The 16,517-nt window shown below is 48.3% G+C and carries 15 protein-coding genes and 1 pseudogene; 3 read left to right on the forward strand and 13 right to left on the reverse strand.

What is annotated here, in order from left to right; genetic code table 11:
- Positions 1 to 95: 95 nt before the first annotated feature.
- Together ubiA and AC2T15_RS00570 are read right to left on the reverse strand one after the other, a co-directional pair.
- Entirely contained in the window at positions 96 to 980 is an 885-nt protein-coding gene (ubiA, locus tag AC2T15_RS00565) for a 4-hydroxybenzoate octaprenyltransferase (RefSeq protein ID WP_486778474.1), read from the reverse strand.
- 9 nt (positions 981 to 989) lie between these two features.
- Positions 990 to 1,568 carry a chorismate--pyruvate lyase family protein gene (locus AC2T15_RS00570; RefSeq protein ID WP_486778475.1) on the reverse strand — a complete coding sequence of 193 codons (579 nt, stop codon included), beginning with the start codon at positions 1,566 to 1,568 and terminating at the stop codon, positions 990 to 992.
- Positions 1,569 to 1,704: 136 nt separating this feature from the next.
- Between AC2T15_RS00570 and AC2T15_RS00575 the strand changes: the two genes are divergently transcribed.
- Together AC2T15_RS00575 and AC2T15_RS00580 are read left to right on the forward strand one after the other, a co-directional pair.
- Positions 1,705 to 2,862: an FAD-dependent oxidoreductase gene (locus tag AC2T15_RS00575; protein ID WP_486778476.1), complete on the forward strand. Its 1,158-nt coding sequence runs from the start codon at positions 1,705 to 1,707 to the stop codon at positions 2,860 to 2,862.
- Between the two features lie 147 nt (positions 2,863 to 3,009).
- The gene (locus tag AC2T15_RS00580) at positions 3,010 to 3,387 is read left to right on the forward strand and encodes a hypothetical protein (RefSeq protein ID WP_053105022.1); all 378 of its coding nucleotides are present in this window, start codon (positions 3,010 to 3,012) and stop codon (positions 3,385 to 3,387) included.
- A 152-nt stretch (positions 3,388 to 3,539) separates the two neighbouring features.
- Here the strand turns inward: AC2T15_RS00580 and AC2T15_RS00585 are convergent, their stop codons facing one another.
- From AC2T15_RS00585 to phbB, 6 genes and pseudogenes are all read right to left on the reverse strand, one after another.
- On the reverse strand, positions 3,540 to 4,460 hold the full coding sequence (locus tag AC2T15_RS00585; RefSeq protein WP_053103297.1) for a c-type cytochrome: 921 nt from the start codon (positions 4,458 to 4,460) through the stop codon (positions 3,540 to 3,542).
- Positions 4,461 to 4,470: 10 nt separating this feature from the next.
- Positions 4,471 to 5,106 (reverse strand): c-type cytochrome, encoded by a 636-nt coding sequence (locus AC2T15_RS00590; RefSeq protein ID WP_486778477.1) that lies wholly within the window; start codon positions 5,104 to 5,106, stop codon positions 4,471 to 4,473.
- Between the two features lie 272 nt (positions 5,107 to 5,378).
- Positions 5,379 to 6,875, reverse strand: a complete 1,497-nt coding sequence (locus AC2T15_RS00595) for a YifB family Mg chelatase-like AAA ATPase (protein ID WP_053106058.1) — start codon at positions 6,873 to 6,875, stop codon at positions 5,379 to 5,381.
- Between the two features lie 30 nt (positions 6,876 to 6,905).
- A complete protein-coding gene (locus tag AC2T15_RS00600) occupies positions 6,906 to 7,229 on the reverse strand; it encodes an accessory factor UbiK family protein (RefSeq protein ID WP_053100918.1) in 324 nt (107 codons plus the stop codon).
- Positions 7,230 to 7,312: 83 nt separating this feature from the next.
- A complete protein-coding gene (locus AC2T15_RS00605; protein ID WP_486778478.1) occupies positions 7,313 to 8,113 on the reverse strand; it encodes a 3-hydroxybutyrate dehydrogenase in 801 nt (266 codons plus the stop codon).
- 110 nt (positions 8,114 to 8,223) lie between these two features.
- A pseudogene (gene phbB, locus AC2T15_RS00610) lies at positions 8,224 to 8,858 on the reverse strand (acetoacetyl-CoA reductase).
- Between the two features lie 629 nt (positions 8,859 to 9,487).
- Here phbB and AC2T15_RS00615 point away from each other — a divergent pair.
- Positions 9,488 to 10,657, forward strand: coding sequence for a type III PLP-dependent enzyme (locus AC2T15_RS00615; RefSeq protein WP_053105027.1), 1,170 nt, complete (start codon positions 9,488 to 9,490; stop codon positions 10,655 to 10,657).
- 72 nt (positions 10,658 to 10,729) lie between these two features.
- Here AC2T15_RS00615 and AC2T15_RS00620 read toward each other — a convergent pair whose 3' ends face one another.
- Genes AC2T15_RS00620 through AC2T15_RS00640 form a run of 5 tightly spaced genes read right to left on the reverse strand, consistent with a single transcriptional unit; the run spans position 10,730 to position 16,422 of the window.
- Positions 10,730 to 12,079, reverse strand: a complete 1,350-nt coding sequence (locus AC2T15_RS00620) for a flavodoxin domain-containing protein (RefSeq protein ID WP_486778479.1) — start codon at positions 12,077 to 12,079, stop codon at positions 10,730 to 10,732.
- 5 nt (positions 12,080 to 12,084) lie between these two features.
- Positions 12,085 to 12,984 carry a DUF4198 domain-containing protein gene (locus tag AC2T15_RS00625; protein WP_486778480.1) on the reverse strand — a complete coding sequence of 300 codons (900 nt, stop codon included), beginning with the start codon at positions 12,982 to 12,984 and terminating at the stop codon, positions 12,085 to 12,087.
- Positions 12,985 to 13,015: 31 nt separating this feature from the next.
- A complete protein-coding gene (locus AC2T15_RS00630) occupies positions 13,016 to 13,525 on the reverse strand; it encodes a DUF2271 domain-containing protein (protein ID WP_486778481.1) in 510 nt (169 codons plus the stop codon).
- A 27-nt stretch (positions 13,526 to 13,552) separates the two neighbouring features.
- Positions 13,553 to 14,164 carry a PepSY-associated TM helix domain-containing protein gene (locus tag AC2T15_RS00635; protein ID WP_486778482.1) on the reverse strand — a complete coding sequence of 204 codons (612 nt, stop codon included), beginning with the start codon at positions 14,162 to 14,164 and terminating at the stop codon, positions 13,553 to 13,555.
- A gap of 47 nt (positions 14,165 to 14,211) precedes the next feature.
- Positions 14,212 to 16,422, reverse strand: a complete 2,211-nt coding sequence (locus AC2T15_RS00640; protein WP_286594124.1) for a TonB-dependent receptor domain-containing protein — start codon at positions 16,420 to 16,422, stop codon at positions 14,212 to 14,214.
- Between the last annotated feature and the right edge of the window lie 95 nt (positions 16,423 to 16,517).

Genomic DNA, 16,517 nt, shown 5'->3' on the forward strand with positions numbered 1-16,517 from the left:
GGCGATCCTCATCTCTACTATTCAGAATTAAGGCTATTAGATAACGAAATTGTTGCAGTAATGTGACATTGCCCCAGTCGCTTAGCTAGTTGCCGCTAAAGCGTGGCCACCACGCTACCCAGAAAAATACATAAACCTGCCCAGTGATTATGCAAAAACGCTTCAAAACAACGTTGCGGATGGTTGCCTCGTGTATGCCAGAGCTCCCAGAGATAACAGATTAAAGCGGCAAATAAGCCCCAATAAAAGGCATCACTCAGTTCAAACAGTTGACCGGCCCAGCTTAACAGCAACAGCATCACAATTTGCAGGGTAAAAATAATCCGGCGCACGGATTTGCCAAAGGCGACCGCAGTAGATTTAACGCCAATTTTTAAATCATCTTCAAGGTCGGCAATGGCGTAGTAGGTATCGTAGGCAATGGTCCAGAGTAAATTAGCTAGATACAAAATAATCGCCGCAGCCGGTACGCTGCCTTGCTCGGCAGTAAAGGCCATAAAAATTCCCCAGGAGTAAGCAGCGCCTAAAAATACTTGGGGATAAAAGGTGTAGCGCTTCATAAAGGGGTAGCAAGCGGCCAGTAGCACTGCACCAAAGGCCCAAAATACAGTGGTGCTATTGGTCATTAGCACTAAGATAAAGCTGATTCCAGTGAGGATGGCTGCGGTTAATAACGCTTCTTTAGGGCTAATGCGGCCAGTGGCTAAGGGGCGATCTTGGGTGCGGGCCACATGCCCATCAAACTCGCGGTCGGCGTAGTCATTAATGGCGCAACCCGCCGCGCGCATTAAGGCGACACCTAGGGTAAAAATCAGGACGTTTTTCAGGCTAGGGCTGCCATCGCCAGCAATCCACAGTGCAGTTAAGGTGGGCCAGAGCAGTAAATAAATGCCAATCGGTCGCTCAAAACGGGTGAGACGAATAAAGTCCCAAGCCCGCGGGTGCAGGCGGCTGAGTGATTGCAAAAGATGCTGATACATAGAAGTTTCCTAATCTAAAGCACTGGCTTGCTGCGCCGCATGCCAAAAGCTGGGTAAAAAGGTTTCGGCTACTAGCACCTGTAATTCAGCATGGGCGAAGCAGGAACGTCGTGCCCATAACGGCTGGCTGCATTCAGCCAAATTTAACTGAGTGGGCAACCAACTGAGGGGAAAAGGACTGACTTCAATCGGTAAGCGCTGAAAGGCATTTTGTTTAAACAGGTGCTCGCCTAAGGAGCGATTGCCGAGGGTGGCTAAATCAAACGAAGAGCGCTGCATTTGTTGCTGGCAGGCAACGCTACGGGCATATATCCAAGGTTGTTGTTGGCCGAGCAACAGTACTTCGCGGATCCAACCCTGACTGTGGGGTGCAATGCCTAAGGCGTGGCACTCATCTTCGCGTAGCGGTGCGTAGTACTCGCGTAGCGGCTGCACCGCAAACTGTTGTTGGCTAAGGTCACGCAGCTGCTGGGTGAGTAGCTCACGGCTAAATAACCAGTGTTGCTGCAGTAAACTAAGCGCTGCATGCTGTGCTTGCCAGTTAAGGCCGGAGGCAACATCCACAGCGGAAGAAGATAAAATAGGCACAGGCGGTTATCGGTCAAAAAGAAGAATCTTACCATGCTGTCTAGTGAATAAAAGGCGTGCAACTCAATCGGGTTGCAGAAATCTAGGCTAAGAAGGCGTATGTTAAGTCGCTAAATTTAGTAAAAAGGGGCAGCGTGTGGCATTACCTATTGTGATTATTGGCACGGGTTTGGCGGGCTATAATTTAGCCCGTGAGTTTCGGCAGTTAGATCAAGACAGCGAATTGGTGCTGATTAGCCGAGATGGTGCAGAGTTTTATTCCAAACCCTTATTGTCGAATGCTTTAAGCCAAGGCTTAGCCGTTGAACAAATTATGACCTCTTCGGCGGAGCATATGGCCGAGCAGTTACAGGCCAAAATTTACTCTGAGACTGAGGTAACAGCGATTAATCCCGCCGAACATTGGTTGGAGTTTGCTGGGCAGCGCTTGGCTTATCGTAAGTTAGTCTTAGCCTTGGGCGCTGAGCCATGGATTCCACCGCTGCAAACCGAAGGCTTAATTGAAATTCATAGTGTCAATGATTTGCCCAGTTATGCCCGTTTACGCCAAGCCCTGCCTCGGCAACAGCGCGTATTGATTTTAGGCGCGGGATTAATTGGCTGTGAAATTGCCAATGACCTATTACTCGCTGGGCATCAAGCGCTGTTAGTAGCTCCTTGTGCTTGGCCGTTGCCTGAGCAACTGCCCGAGTTGGTGGCCACAGCCTTACAAACTGAACTAGAAGCGGCGGGTGCTCAGTTTTATTTAAACACCAGCGTGCAACGGATTAGTCAGCAGGATTCAGCTTATCGTGCCGAGCTGGCCAATGGTCAGCAGTTACAGGTGGATACCATTATTACTGCGGCCGGCTTACGGCCACGAACAACCTTAGCCAGCCAAGCGGGATTAGTGACAGCTAAAGGCATTGTGGTGAATCGTCAGTTGCAAACCAGTGCGCCAGATATCTATGCCCTTGGTGATTGTGTTGAACTAGAGGGACTGAACTTACAATATATCTTGCCGTTGATGGCTGAGGTGCGAGCCTTGGCCAAAACCTTAGCGGGTCAGCCTACAGCCGTGGCTTATGGACCCATGCCCACGGTAGTGAAAACACCGGCGCTGCCGATTGTGTTTGCTGGCCGCGCACCGGCCGATGCCCAGTGGTTAGTTGAGGGCAGTGCGCCACACCTGAGTTTGCAATATCGCGAACAGGAGCAATTACTGGCTTACGTGGTGACTGGTGAGCGGCAGCGTGAGCGCTTACGCTTAAATCGACAGCTACCTTTTGTATTGCCAGCACTGCCCGAGGAGTAAGTACGAATAGGTCAGCCTGCAGGCAAGTTTCAGAGTAAAAACCCTCAGGCAAAAACGGACTCATAAGTCAGTTGCGCCAAGCCTGCTTTTTGTAGCTGAAACCCATTACAATGCCTGCTTTTGAGTGGTTAATCAGGAGCGCTAGCCTTGAAGTTTAGAATTTTATTGTGGGCCCTTAGTCGTTTAATGAAGCGCGCAAGCCGTCAAAGCCCGAAGTTTCAGGAGCAAATTAAAGATAAGGATGTAGTGTTTTTGCTGCATACCTTAGATGGCAAGGTTCAGCGTTATTACCATGTGCATAATCAAACCGTCACGAGCAGCAAAAAATCAGCCCAAGCGCCAACCTTTAGTATTGGCTTTAAAGATGCGGCTTTTGGCTTAGCCACCATGACTGCTAAAAATAAAGCGTTGGCGTTTATGCAGGGTATTCAGGATAAAAACATTAAAATTGACGGCGATACTCGGCAGGTGATGTGGTTTCAAAATCTGATGAAATACATGACGCCGAAAAAGAAAAAAGCCTAGTCTGTTATGTGTTCAGCGAACCGGAGTGATCGGCTTCGCTGACTGTTATTGCTGGGCTATTAAAAACTGGCTAACTGCAGTTAATACTTGTGCTTAGGCATAAAAAAACCGTGCTAATCGAGGACTAGCACGGTGGTTAAAGCCAAGATCAGTTACTTGATGCCTTGACCTAGTACTACGCCATTAACTTTCTCACCGTAGAGGTTAACGCCATCGTTAGCGTGGAACTTAACGCGGGTCTTTTCTACATCGCCATCCACTAAGCGTGGATCTTGTGGACGCTCGTGGCTGTTCATAAAGGCGGCAACGTCCCAAGCCTGTTGATCGCTTAAGGTATTACCTTTACCTAGTGGCATGTTGGCTTTAATGAACGACGCTGCAGTGTTGATCCGGTGCATACCGGCACCCCAGTTGAACGAGTCCTTACCCCAGAGTGGTGGGAACACGTAGTGCTCGCCGACTTTTTGACCTAAGCCATCATCGCTGTGACAGATGGCGCATTGCTCGGCATAAACTTGCTTACCGCGCTCAATGCTATAGCCGCCTTCTGGCTGAGCAACTTCAGGGTAACCACGGCCTGGAATTTCAACGCCGGTTGGCGCACCAGTGGCTAACCAGTAGGAGTAGGTCATCAGTGCGGTCATTTCTTCACTGTCAGCTGCGGGTGGAGTACCGTCCATACTGAACTGGAAGCAGCCTTGGATTCGCTCGGCGTAGGTGTTGACCTTATCGTTTTTCTTACGATAAGCCGGATACATGGTGTACGCACCCCACATCGGTGCCGCGTTGGCTAAACGGCCTTGATCCATGTGACAGTTCACACAGTTCATGCCATTGCCTACTAGCTCGGGCGCTTGACGCTTGGTATCGACAAATAGCGCGTGGCCTTTACGTACCATTTCGCCATAGGCGTTATCTGGTAAATCAGCTTCTAAGGGCGGCACATGATACTGCTCGCCTTCGGCTTTTACCGGCGCTGGTTTCAGTTGTGATTGGTCTTCCATAGCAATCGGTGCGGCAATCGCAGTACCAATGGCGCTGAGGGCAAATGCACTGAGTAATAATTTTTTCATGGCTTGCTCCTTATTTACCAAGACCAGCGAAGTAATCAGCAACTGCGGTGATTTCTTCTTCAGTGAGTGAGCGGGCAATATGACCCATTAGATCGTTTTGATCATTTTTACGGGTGCCTTGTTGCCAAGCGCGTAACTGGGTTGCGAGGTAATTTGAACCTTGGCCAGCCAATGTTGGGAAGGCATCGCCAACCCCGACACCACTTGGACCATGGCAGGCCACACACTCAGGAATCGAGCGGCTCCAATCGCCACGAATCGCTAAGGATTCGCCCAGATTGTCTGGCGTCTTAGCCCGGGTGATTTCTGCTACTTCAGGCTTATCAAGGCTCGCCATATATTTAGCTACGGCATCAATTTCGGCATCAGTTAAGGCCGTGGCGATTGGCAGCATAATCACGTTTTCACGGGTGCCATTTTTAAAGTCTTGGATCTGCTTAGCTAAATAACCTGCAGAGTAGCCGGCAATATTAGGAAAGCCGCCGGCATCCATACCTTTACCATCAGGCATGTGGCAGGTAATACAAGCAAGCGCTCCTGGCTGTGAGCCACCTTGCTTATAAATTTTCTCTCCATCGTCTGCCATCACAGGACTGATGGCAGTGGCCAATAAGCCACCATAGATCAGGTGTTTAATTGAGCGCATAGGATATCTCCTTGGCATACTAAAACTGTACTTTTGGTAAAGTTTTAAGCACGGTTTATTGGTGGTTTACACACAAGGATGTCGCATGTAAATACTTAATGTTCTTAGGCTAGATGCACATTTATTATGGTTTTTATCTGGATATTGACGTCATCTTAGACTGAGTAGTGCTAGTCTAAGAACTAAACGTTACTTAGTAAACCGCTAGTGCGACAAATTGCCTAACCACTTAGTTCTAGTAGGGTTAATTCAATGTTGCAGCACGCTAAAGATTAGCGGGCTGCACTGAGTCGGTATTGCAATGCCTCGGCTAGATGAGTGCGAGTAATGCTGGGGGCGTGTTCTAGGTCGGCAATGGTGCGGGCCACTTTTAAGATGCGGTGGGTCGCGCGTAATGAAAGATTCAGGCGCTCACAGGCTTGTTCCAGCCAATGTTGATCGTCAGGGGTAAGTGCACACACATCACGCAAGGTGAGTAAATTCAGCTGTGCATTGCTGCAACCTTGACGCTGTAGTTGGCGCTGGTTGGCCGCGGCAACTTGCGCCGCAGCTTGGGCACTGGATAATCCAGGATCGGCATTTGGGGTTAAGCGAGTTGACTCGCGGGCCACGGTTATATGCAGATCAATGCGATCGAGCAGCGGTCCGGATAGTTTGTGTCGATAGCGTTCGGTTTGCTCAGGCGTACAGCGGCAGCGCCCAGAAGGATCGCCTAGAAAGCCACAGGGGCAAGGGTTCATCGCGGCGACCAATTGAAAGCGTGCGGGAAAACGAACTTTTTCTTGGGCGCGGGCGATCACAATCTCGCCAGATTCTAAAGGCTCACGTAGCACTTCTAACACTTTACGATCAAACTCAGGTAGCTCGTCTAAAAACAGTACGCCTAAGTGGGCTAAGGTGATTTCGCCCGGCTGTGGTCGGCTGCCACCGCCGACTAATGCTGGTCCTGAGGCGCTGTGATGGGGCTGGCGAAAAGGTCGTAATGGCCAAGCAGTTAGCGGGGCGTAGCTGACTACTGAATAAATGGCTGCCACCTGCAGGGCTTCCGTTTCCGTCAGTGGCGGCAGTAACCCTGGTAAGCGGCTAGCCAGTAATGTTTTACCGGTACCCGGTGGGCCGCTGAGGAGTAAATTATGTTGCCCAGCCGCAGCCACCACTAACGCGCGTTTAGCTGCATGTTGCCCCTGCACATCGGATAGATCTGGGTAGTGCTGGGGGGCTGCAATCAAACCTTTAGACTGATAAGGCTGCAGGGGCTGTTGGCCAAGAAAATGCAAAACCAGTTGCATCAGGTGTTCGACGGCATAAATAGTCAATCCCGACGCCAGACTGGCTTCTTCGGCATTGGCCAGGGGTACGATTAGTTGGCGTTTGGCGGCCCGCGTTGCAAGGGCAGCGGGGAGTACTCCGCGAATCGGGCGTACCTCACCAGATAAAGCCAGCTCACCAATGCACTCAAAACCATCGAGACAATTTTCAGCCAGTTGCCCGCTGGCGCAGAGTAAACCTAAGGCAATCGCCAAATCAAAGCGCCCGCCTTCTTTAGGCAAATCAGCCGGCGCTAGATTGAGGGTGATCCGACGAATGGGAAAATCCAGTCCCGAGGTCATTAATGCGCTGCGTACTCGGTCTTTACTTTCGCGTACCGCAGCTTCTGGTAAGCCAACGAGAGTAAACGAGGGCAGGCCATTGCTTAGGTGAACTTCGACGCTCACGGCAGGAGCTTCAACTCCGGTTTGCGCACGACTTTGAATAATGGCGAGAGACATAGATCCTCCTTGATCTAAAGCTTACGCCGATTACTCAGTAGCTGCGGGGGTATCCTCGCTAGGCTGGGTAGTGGCCGGCTTAGCTTCAGCTGCGGTTGAGGTGGCGTTGCCAAGTTGCTGCTCAAGCTCAGCGACTTTGGCCTCGAGCGCTTCTAAGCGGGCGCGGGTACGGGCTAACACCACCATTTGTGAGTCAAACTCTTCACGACTCACTAAGTTTAGGCGCGAAAAGGCACTTTGCAGTAAAAGATTTAACTGGGATTCTAGTTCGCCTTTGCTGCCAGGTTCAGCGCCTTCAAATAAGCGGTTAACCTGACTGGTGAGCGAATCAAATAATGATTTAGGCGGTAGCATAGGAGTGCTCCAAGCGAATAAAAACAAACTGCAGTGTAGCACGAGCTAACCTGAGCTCGTGCGCCGAATGCCAGCGATTCAGCTTACTGCATAAACCAGCCATTACTGGCAACAAAGGATTGCCCGGTTAAGGCTGCACTGGGGAAAGTGGCTAAAAACAAAGCTAGCTGAGCAATATCTTGTACGGTCGTAAACTCACCGTTAACCGTGTTACCTAGCATTACCTGTTTCACCACCTCTTCTTCACTAATGCCTTTTTCTTTAGCTTGCTCGGGGATTTGTTTCTCAACCAATGGCGTTTTGACAAAGCCTGGGCAAATGACGTGAGCGCGTACATTGTGCGCTGCGCCTTCTTTCGCAAGCACACGGGCTAAGCCCAGCAAGCCATGTTTGGCTGTCACATAGGGCGCCTTGAGTGGTGAGGCTTCATGGGAATGGACGGAGCCCATATAAATTACCACACCGCCACGATTTTCTGGATACATATGCTTGAGCGCTGCCTGGGTGGTGATAAAAGCGCCGTCAAGGTGAATGGCGAGCATTTTACGCCAGTCACTGAGGGCTAATTTATCGATGGAGTCAATAATTTGAATACCCGCGTTAGACACTAAAATGTCTAAGCTACCAAATTTGGCAACCAGCGCATCGACACCAGCGTGTACTTGTTGCTCATCGGTCACATCCATAGCCAGCGCCATAGCGCGGCCACCGGCGGCCTGAATTTGTTTAGCGGTGGCTTCAGCGGCGACTAAGTTTAAGTCGGCAATTCCCACTGCGGCTCCGGCTTTGGCATAGCTTTCAGCAATGGCTTTACCAATGCCACTGGCGGAGCCGGTGACTAAAGCAACTTTATGGGTAAGATCGGGTGCGAGAGTAGTTGGCATAATATCGGACACTAATGAGTGGAAGAAAAAACTGCCGAATCAACGGAGTAACGAAGATCAGACTGCCTTACAGCGCATTAGTTGTCCACAAGACAGCTACCTGGAGAAAATTACTGCATGTGCTGCCCGCCGTTAATGGCAGTATTGGTCCCGGTAATAAAATCGGCTAAATCACTGGCAAGGTAGCTCACTAGTCTGGCAATTTCTTTTGGTTCTCCTAAACGACCGACAGGAATTTGCGCAATGATGCTCTCGCGCACTTTTTCTGGTACTGCCATCACCATCTCGGTAGCGGTGTAACCGGGGGAGATGGTGTTAACCGTTACACCTTTACGGGCCAGCTCTTGGGCTAGTGCCATGGAAAAACTGTGCATGCCTGCTTTTGCCGCACTGTAGTTGGTTTGTCCAAATTGTCCTTTTTGACCGTTAATTGAAGAAATATTAATGATCCGGCCAAAGCCTTGCTCAGCCATATCATCGGCTACTAGTTTGCAGGTATTAAATACCGAGTAGAGGTTGGTTTGAATGACTTCGTGCCATTGTCGGGTGACATCTTACGTAAGGTGTCATCAGCAGTTATACCGGTATTATTGACCAGTACGCTGATGTGGCCATGCTGCTGTTTGATAGTTGAGGCCAGTTGTTGGCATTGCTCATAATCGCCAACGTCACATTGATAGGCAAAGGCTTCAATCTGATCTTGCGCCAGCGTTTGCTTCCATGCTTCGTCGCGGTCTGGTCGCATAAAGGTACTGATCACTAAAAGCCTTGCAGGCCCAATGCTTTACAAACTTCACGACCAATACCACCTAAACCGCCTGTTACTAACGCAATTTTCTTTTTCATCCTGTATTCCTTTAAGTATTGCCCCTAGCAGTAGTTATCATCCTTTTTCTTGAGTCATCCTACTCAAGTGGGTGTGGCTTATTATTTTTGTAGGATAAAGGCTGGGTGGCTTTCTGGGTGATGAATATACAACGTAAGGCTAAGCCGTTCATTGCTGCAGAATGATTAAAGGGTTGCTTAGAATTTTCAGATTGAGTCAGAGCTGAATGTAAGTAGTTGAATTTGCATCTATTTGTTATTTTTTGGCGGCGGCTTGCACAAATAATCAAAAAAATGTGCTTATTAGCTGTTGCAATCACTCAGCATAGGTCTTAGATTGCGCGCCTAGAACGCTCATACTGGAAACGATCCATGCGGCTCAAGTACTGCTGACGAGAGGTTGGTAGCTGATTTAGGGATAACCTTAGATTTTATGGCTATAAATCCTCGGCGACATGCCTTGGGAAGTAGGCGAACCAAAGTGGGGAAACTGATAAAGCGTTCGGTATTCACCCCTTTATTTCTATTGTTTTCCGAGGAGAAACCGGTATGTCCATTAACGTGGAAGATTATTTCGCGCCCGAAACTTTTGCTAAGCTGAAAACCTTTGCTGATCAACAAGAAACGCCTTTTGTAGTAATTGATAAGCAAACTATCGCTAACGCCTATGATGAGCTGGTGGATAACTTTCCCTACGCTAAAATTTACTTTGCAGTGAAAGCAAATCCGGCGCTTGAGATTACTGATTTATTGCGTGAAAAAGGCTCAAACTTTGATATTGCCTCGATCTATGAGCTAGATAAGGTGATGTCCTGCGGCGTTAAAGCCGAAACGGTGAGTTTTGGTAATACCATCAAAAAAGCCCGCGATATTCGTTATTTTTACGATAAAGGGGTGCGCTTGTTTGCCACCGATTCAGAGGCAGATTTGCGTAACATCGCCGAGCAAGCACCGGGTTCTAAAGTGTATGTGCGTATTTTAACCGAAGGCTCAAGTTCTGCTGATTGGCCGTTGTCGCGTAAGTTTGGTTGCCAAACCGATATGGCGATGGACTTGCTGGTACTGGCCCGTGATTTAGGTTTGGTGCCCTATGGCGTGTCGTTCCATGTGGGTTCGCAGCAGCGTGAAATTGGCGTGTGGGATGCGGCAATTGGTAAGGTTAAGATCATTTTTGATCGTTTACGTGAAGAAGATGATATTCATCTAAAAATGATCAATATGGGTGGCGGTTTTCCTGCCAATTACCTAACTAAAACCCAAGATCTAAAAGCCTATGCTGAAGAAATCACCCGCTTTTTAGTCGAAGACTTTGGTGAAGAGTTACCTGAAATTATTCTGGAGCCAGGCCGTTCATTGGTGGCCAATGCGGGAATTTTAGTGAGCGAAGTGGTGTTAATTTCACGTAAGTCCAATACTTCGATGGAGCGTTGGGTATTTACCGATGTGGGTAAGTTTTCTGGGCTGATTGAAACGATGGATGAGTCAATTAAGTTTCCAATTTTGACTGATAAAGACAGTGACACCAACGTAGAAGACGTAGTGATTGCGGGGCCGACCTGTGACAGCGCTGATATTATGTATGAAAACTACAAATATGGTCTGCCTTTAAGCTTACAAAGTGAAGATCGTTTGTATTGGTTATCCACAGGGGCTTACACCACCAGTTACAGTGCAGTGGAGTTTAATGGCTTCCCGCCGCTGAAATCGTTCTATATTTAACCCCGCCTGCGGGTTAACCCTAAAATGCCAAGCCCTTTGCTTGGCATTTTTGTTTCGGCAAATGAGCAAAAATCAGTATAAATCTCGGCGATAACGGCCTGCGGCAAGCAGCTGTTGCACGGCGTCTTGCCCCAACATTTCAATCAGGGTCTGATGCACTGCTTCGCCCATGCCTTTTAGGCTACCGCAAACATAAATAGCACCGTTTTGTGCAATCCAGTGCTTAACTTGCTCAGCCTGCTGCTGTAAGCGGTGCTGTACATAGTGCGGTTGCTTAGGGCAACGCGAGTAAGTTAAATCAAGCTGGTGCAATAAGCCTGAGCTTTGCCACTGTTGAAGCTCGGCGATTAATGGCTGATCGTTATGTGGCTCGCGCTCACCGTAAATTAGCCAGTTGCGGCTATGGACAGGGCGTTGCTGTAAATGGCTGCGTAATCCTGCCAGCCCACTGCCTGCGCCGATCAGTAACAGTGGTGTTGAATCATCAGGGGCGTGGAAGTTTTGGTTACTGACTAGCTCGGCGTGAATGCTGTCACCTAGTTGCAGTGATTGACATAACCAACCAGAGCACAGGCCAAACTCTGGGCCTTGGGCAGTGTGATGCTCGGCCAGCCGCACGATCAGATCCAGGCTGCCAGATTGCTGAATAGAGGCTAATGAATATTCGCGCGGCTTATGCTGTGTATCATTCCATGGATACAGTTTAACTAAATCGCCTGCTTGCCAGTGTGCAGTTTTGGGCAGGCTAAATTGCAGGTGAAATAATCCGGCGTGTGGGCTTTGTGGATTAAGGCAGGTACGTTTAATTAACGTCAGTGGATAACTGGACGCTGGCGCTGGCTGGCTAAATTCAAGGTTAAAGTATTGGCGTAGAGTGGCTTGCCAGCGGGTTAAATCAGTAGGGTGTAAGCAATCTAGGGTATGTAATTCTGCTTGAGGTTGTGCACCCAAGCGTTGCAGTTGCTGATCTAATTGCTGGGCAAAACCACAAAACTGTTGATAACTGCTATCACCTAAGCCTAACAGCCAGTAATTGACGCTGGATAAGTCTAAGTGGCTGCGTCTGAGTTGTTGATAAAAAGCTTGGGCATTATCTGGCGGTTCGCCTTCACCATAGGTACTGACGATAAAAATTACTTGGGATAAACCCTGCAGTTGCTCTGGGGTTAGCTGCGAGAGGGCGATGGCTTGGGCACTGAGATGTGCCTGCTTAAACGCAGCCAGTAAGTGTTCAGCTTGTTGTTGTGCCTGTCCCGACTGGCTAGCCCAAGCAATAACTATCGAGTCCTCAGCAGTTAGCTTGGGCTGCGCAGCGCGGCGCTGTCGAGCCTGCCACAGTAACGCGCCACACCCCGCAAGGTAACTGAAGGTTAACCCTGCGGCGAGTAATTGGCGGCTTGTGTCTTGAACCAGCTCGAACATGTTGCTTAAGGCGCTAACACTTCAAAGGTAGCGCTGTAGCTGGCGCGGCGTTTTTGGGCCGGTGAGTCTTTGAGTTGTTGCTGCGTTTCGGTTACGGCTTCTAACCAATACATGCCAGGACCTTGCCAGTCGATGCTGATTTTGCCGTCTTGATCAGTTTTTAAGGTTAAATCATTGAGCTCATCGCGGTAACGATTGCCGCCTGGCACTACAGAAACCTCTAAGTTAGCTGCTGGCTGACCGTCTAATAAAAACTGAAACACAGCCGCTTCATCGGCTACCAAGTCATTGGGGTGAGTCTCTGGAACTAATTCTAAGCCTTGCTTGCTTGGTTTTAGCACTTCGTCGGTTGGGTTGCCTGAGGTGACAAAGACTTCCATACGGCTTGCGGTTTCAGTGACCTGTAGTTTGTCAGCTTTTGGATTCACCTGTTGGGCAAAGTCTGCCGCTTTACCTGACCAGCGCTGCATCTTGCCATCTTGCTCAAAGCGGGCGAATAAGCCTTGGTTAACGATAGCCAGTTTCCACGTCCCTTTTTGATCCAGCTGCACATCAAAGGTGCTGCGGTAGCGGCCCGTGTTGCCGTATAGAGGTTCGGCTTTACTGCCATCGGGACGAATAATTTCTAAGTTGGCACGAGGACGAGCAGGCGCTGGTTTTGCATCTTTTTTCTCGGCTGCGGCTTTTTGATTGGGTAGCACAAGTGGCTCGCCAACACCTTCAATTTGCAGTGGAAAATGCTCAAAGTAGAACAAATCATTAGAAACAGCGGCATCCACGGTAATCCAAGGCTCTTCACCCGACAGCACCGTCGCTGAAGGTAACATCCAAGCGCGGTGGGCTTGGGCGCTTAGGGGGAGACAAACGGCTAATGCTAAAGCGGTCCACTTAACGACAGGTTTCATAGGTGCTCCTTACGAGACAGAGAGAAATAACTTAAGGGGTTAGGGTGAGATTAATCTTGCCCAACTCGCTGTTGCCTTGAGTGCTGAGCGTTTCACTGGCTTTTGGCGGCCAGTTAAAAGGGATTTTAAGTAGCTCACGGCCACCAACTTCTCGGGCAGCTTCAACAATTAATTGATACTCGCCTGCTGCAAGTTGCTTAAGGGCTTGATGATCGTGTGTAAAGTTAAGGGTATGCGTGCCTACAGGGCGAGTTGCTGCGCTGACACCATCAACCGGAAACTCAAGGCTGCGGCCACTTTTACGCCACCACTGGCGCATATCTTTTAGCCATTTTTCGCCTTCGTTGTCTTTCATCTTTAGGTCATACCAGACGTTGAGGTCGGCAACGTGTTTATTGTTTTGCTCAATCCATAACGCAACATAGGGGCGATGGTATTCAGCAACGTCTAATTGGGGTACTTCAACATCAATTGAGATTTCAGCCGCAGTGACTGAAAAACTGAGACTTAGAGCGCTCAGTGTTAGCATTTTTTTAAGCATAACAACTGTCCTTAGGTAAATGCTGCCTTAATGAATAAACAGCAGCATGATGAGTAACGGCAGTAATAAGCCGGCGAGGGTAATGGGCCAGGTGGTTGGGCGTGATTTAGCTTGGCGCTGCAACAGCCACAAGCCGGTTAGGCTAAACACCACACAAATCCCAGCAAAAATATCAATAAACCACGACCATAATTCGCCCGAATTCCGGCCTTTGTGCAGGTCATTAAAATAGGCAATCCAGCCTCGATCGGTGGACTCATACAGCAGTTCACCGGTTTCTAGATCTAAGCTCAGCCAACCATCGCCACCGGGGCGCGGTTGGGCTAAATACAGTTCATCTTCCGACCATTCTGGGTCTTGCCAAGCAAGGCCGCGCGGCAGCTGCTGCTCAATCCATTGCCTAATGGCTGGTGTGAGTTGTTGCTTAGCCGCAGATTTTTGCAGTTGCTTGAGTAGCGGCTTTGGCAACTCGGCCTCTACCGTGATCGTTTGGGGCTTCGCTTCAATGCTGCCGGCGTGATTCAGGGTAATGCCGGTGATGGCAAATAACAGCATGCCAGCTAAGCACAGCGCCGAGCTGATCCAGTGCCATTGGCGCAGTGTGCCGAGTGAAAACTGTTTAATAGCGTATTTAGACATAAGGCGGTCAATCACTGCCGCTTAGCTAAGCGGCAGTGAGGGTTGGCTTAGAAGTCGTAAGTGGCTGAGATCCACAAACGGCGACCTTCTTCGATGGTGCCTGTGCTACCAGCGAGTGAGTGAGTGTAATTAGTGCCGTAGGCGGTACCATTCTCTACGCCTGAACTATTGTAGGTTTTGTAAGCTTTACCTTTTACAAAGTCCTTATCGAGCAAGTTATAGATAGTGGCGTTAAATGATAAGGCTTCAGTGGCTTGGTAAGATCCGCCCAAATGAAACAGCGTATAACCTTTCATGTCTTTGCCGAGCGTATCGTAAATTGATGAACTGGTTGTTGGTATGTTGTTTTTACCTCTTAAGTTTTCATACTTGGAAGTAAAACGTGCACGTTTTCCGCGGTACTCGGTTTTTAGCCACAGGTCGAGCTTATCAGTTGTGGCCCAGTTTAAACTGGCGTTAGCTAAGTGTTTAGGGGTGTTGGTTAATGGTTCACCTTTATCTGCGCCGCTTTTTTGCTCGCTATCAGTAAAGGTGTAGTTCGCACTGATACTCCAAGCTGGAGCAAACTGCCAACGACCGGCTAACTCAAAGCCTTGGGTAACTGCTTTACCTATATTTATATCTTGTGCGCACAGTCCATTAGAGTTAAATGGACAGCTAATATCATTACCTTTATTGATTTTGTCTTTGAACTGGTTATGGAAAAGAGTGGCGTTGGCATTAAAGCCATCTAAATTATCAAAATAAATACCAAACTCTGTTGAAACACTTGTTTCAGGCTTTAAGTTAGGGTTACCAATTGTGATAACTTCACCTTGTTTTGTAACACCATTAATACCGTTATGTAGTGCATTAATTTCTGGGGTTTTATAGCCTTTACTTACACCACCTTTCATTGTCCAGTTATCGTTGGTATTCCAAACTAAGTAGGCGCGTGGACTGAATTCACCACCAAACGCTTGGTGACGATCATAACGACCACCTAAAGTAAGAGCTAAGTCATCACGCATATACCATTCGTTTTCTGCAAAAAATGCAGCAGACTCTTGTCTGAACTGATCGTTGGCGATGCCATCATCCATCTTTGCATTAATATATTGTCCGCCAACTGTCGTGATGTTGTTATCAGTAATAGGAGCAATAAACTTAGTATCAATAATTAACTCTTTAGACTTTAGCTCACGCTTATTACCAGCAATAACAGTAGGTAGGTGGGTTGCGTTAGTTGGTTTCCCAATAGTGTCTCCTGGATTTGTGCGACCAAAGGTTTCTGTAGTTTTATGCGTAATCGCACTTTCTAGAGTACCAGCAGAGAAACGTCCAGTATGCGTGAGTGCATATTGAGTGCGCTCAAATTTTAACTCATCAGAATAACCACTCGCTTTATTATTAGCGTCGGGACCTGTGCAGGCGCTGTTTAATCCATCCAAAGTACCTAATTGGCACTCATCGTTATTGTACTTTTGACGGCCTTTTTCTAAATCAAGTGCGAAATCATGATTATCGTGGGGAGTAAAAGTGATTTTGGTGCCTAAGTTAAAGTTTTGCCCAGCAACTGGGGAAGGGCCACGCTTACTTACTTCAACACCATTGCCATAGCTCAAATCAGATTTTTGGCGATCAAAAAAGCTACCGCGTACGGTTAAGCCTAATAAATCTTCAACTACTGGTCCGCTGGCATAGAAACTAGTATTGCTAGTATCACCAAAATCGCGCTCTTCTTGGAAGGTATGATCAACTGTAACGCTTCCGCTCCATTCGCTATTTACTTTTTTGGTGATGATATTAATCACACCGCCCATGGCATCTGAACCGTAAAGGGTCGACATAGGGCCGCGAATTACTTCAATGCGCTCAATAGCTGACATTGGCGGCATAAAGCTAGTTGAGGTTTCATTAAAACCATTTGGTGTGACATTTCCAGCACTGTTTTGACGGCGGCCATCAATTAAAATCAGTGTGTATTCACTAGGCATACCACGCATACTGATGTTTAAACCACCAGTTTTTCCGACGCCCTGCTTAACATCAATTCCTTCTACATCATCTAGCGCTTGAGCTAGGTTGTTGTAGCGTTTCTTTTTTAAATCTTCATTACTAACAACAGAAATACTTGCCGGTGCATCGGTGATTTTTTGTTCAAACCCTGACGCACTAACAACAACATTACCAAAATCAATGGTTTCATTAGCAAGCGCTACTGAAGATACCGCAAAAACAGAACACGCCAACAGAGAACGTGAAAAAGGAATGTGCATGGCAGCCTCCACCTAGTTATAGTGGCGCACATGCTAATCATTCTCAGTAATTAAGTAAAGGCAAATGAGAGTAATTGTCGTTTGCTGTCTCATTT

The organism is Thiopseudomonas sp. SA1F2-1K (genome assembly GCF_057443035.1).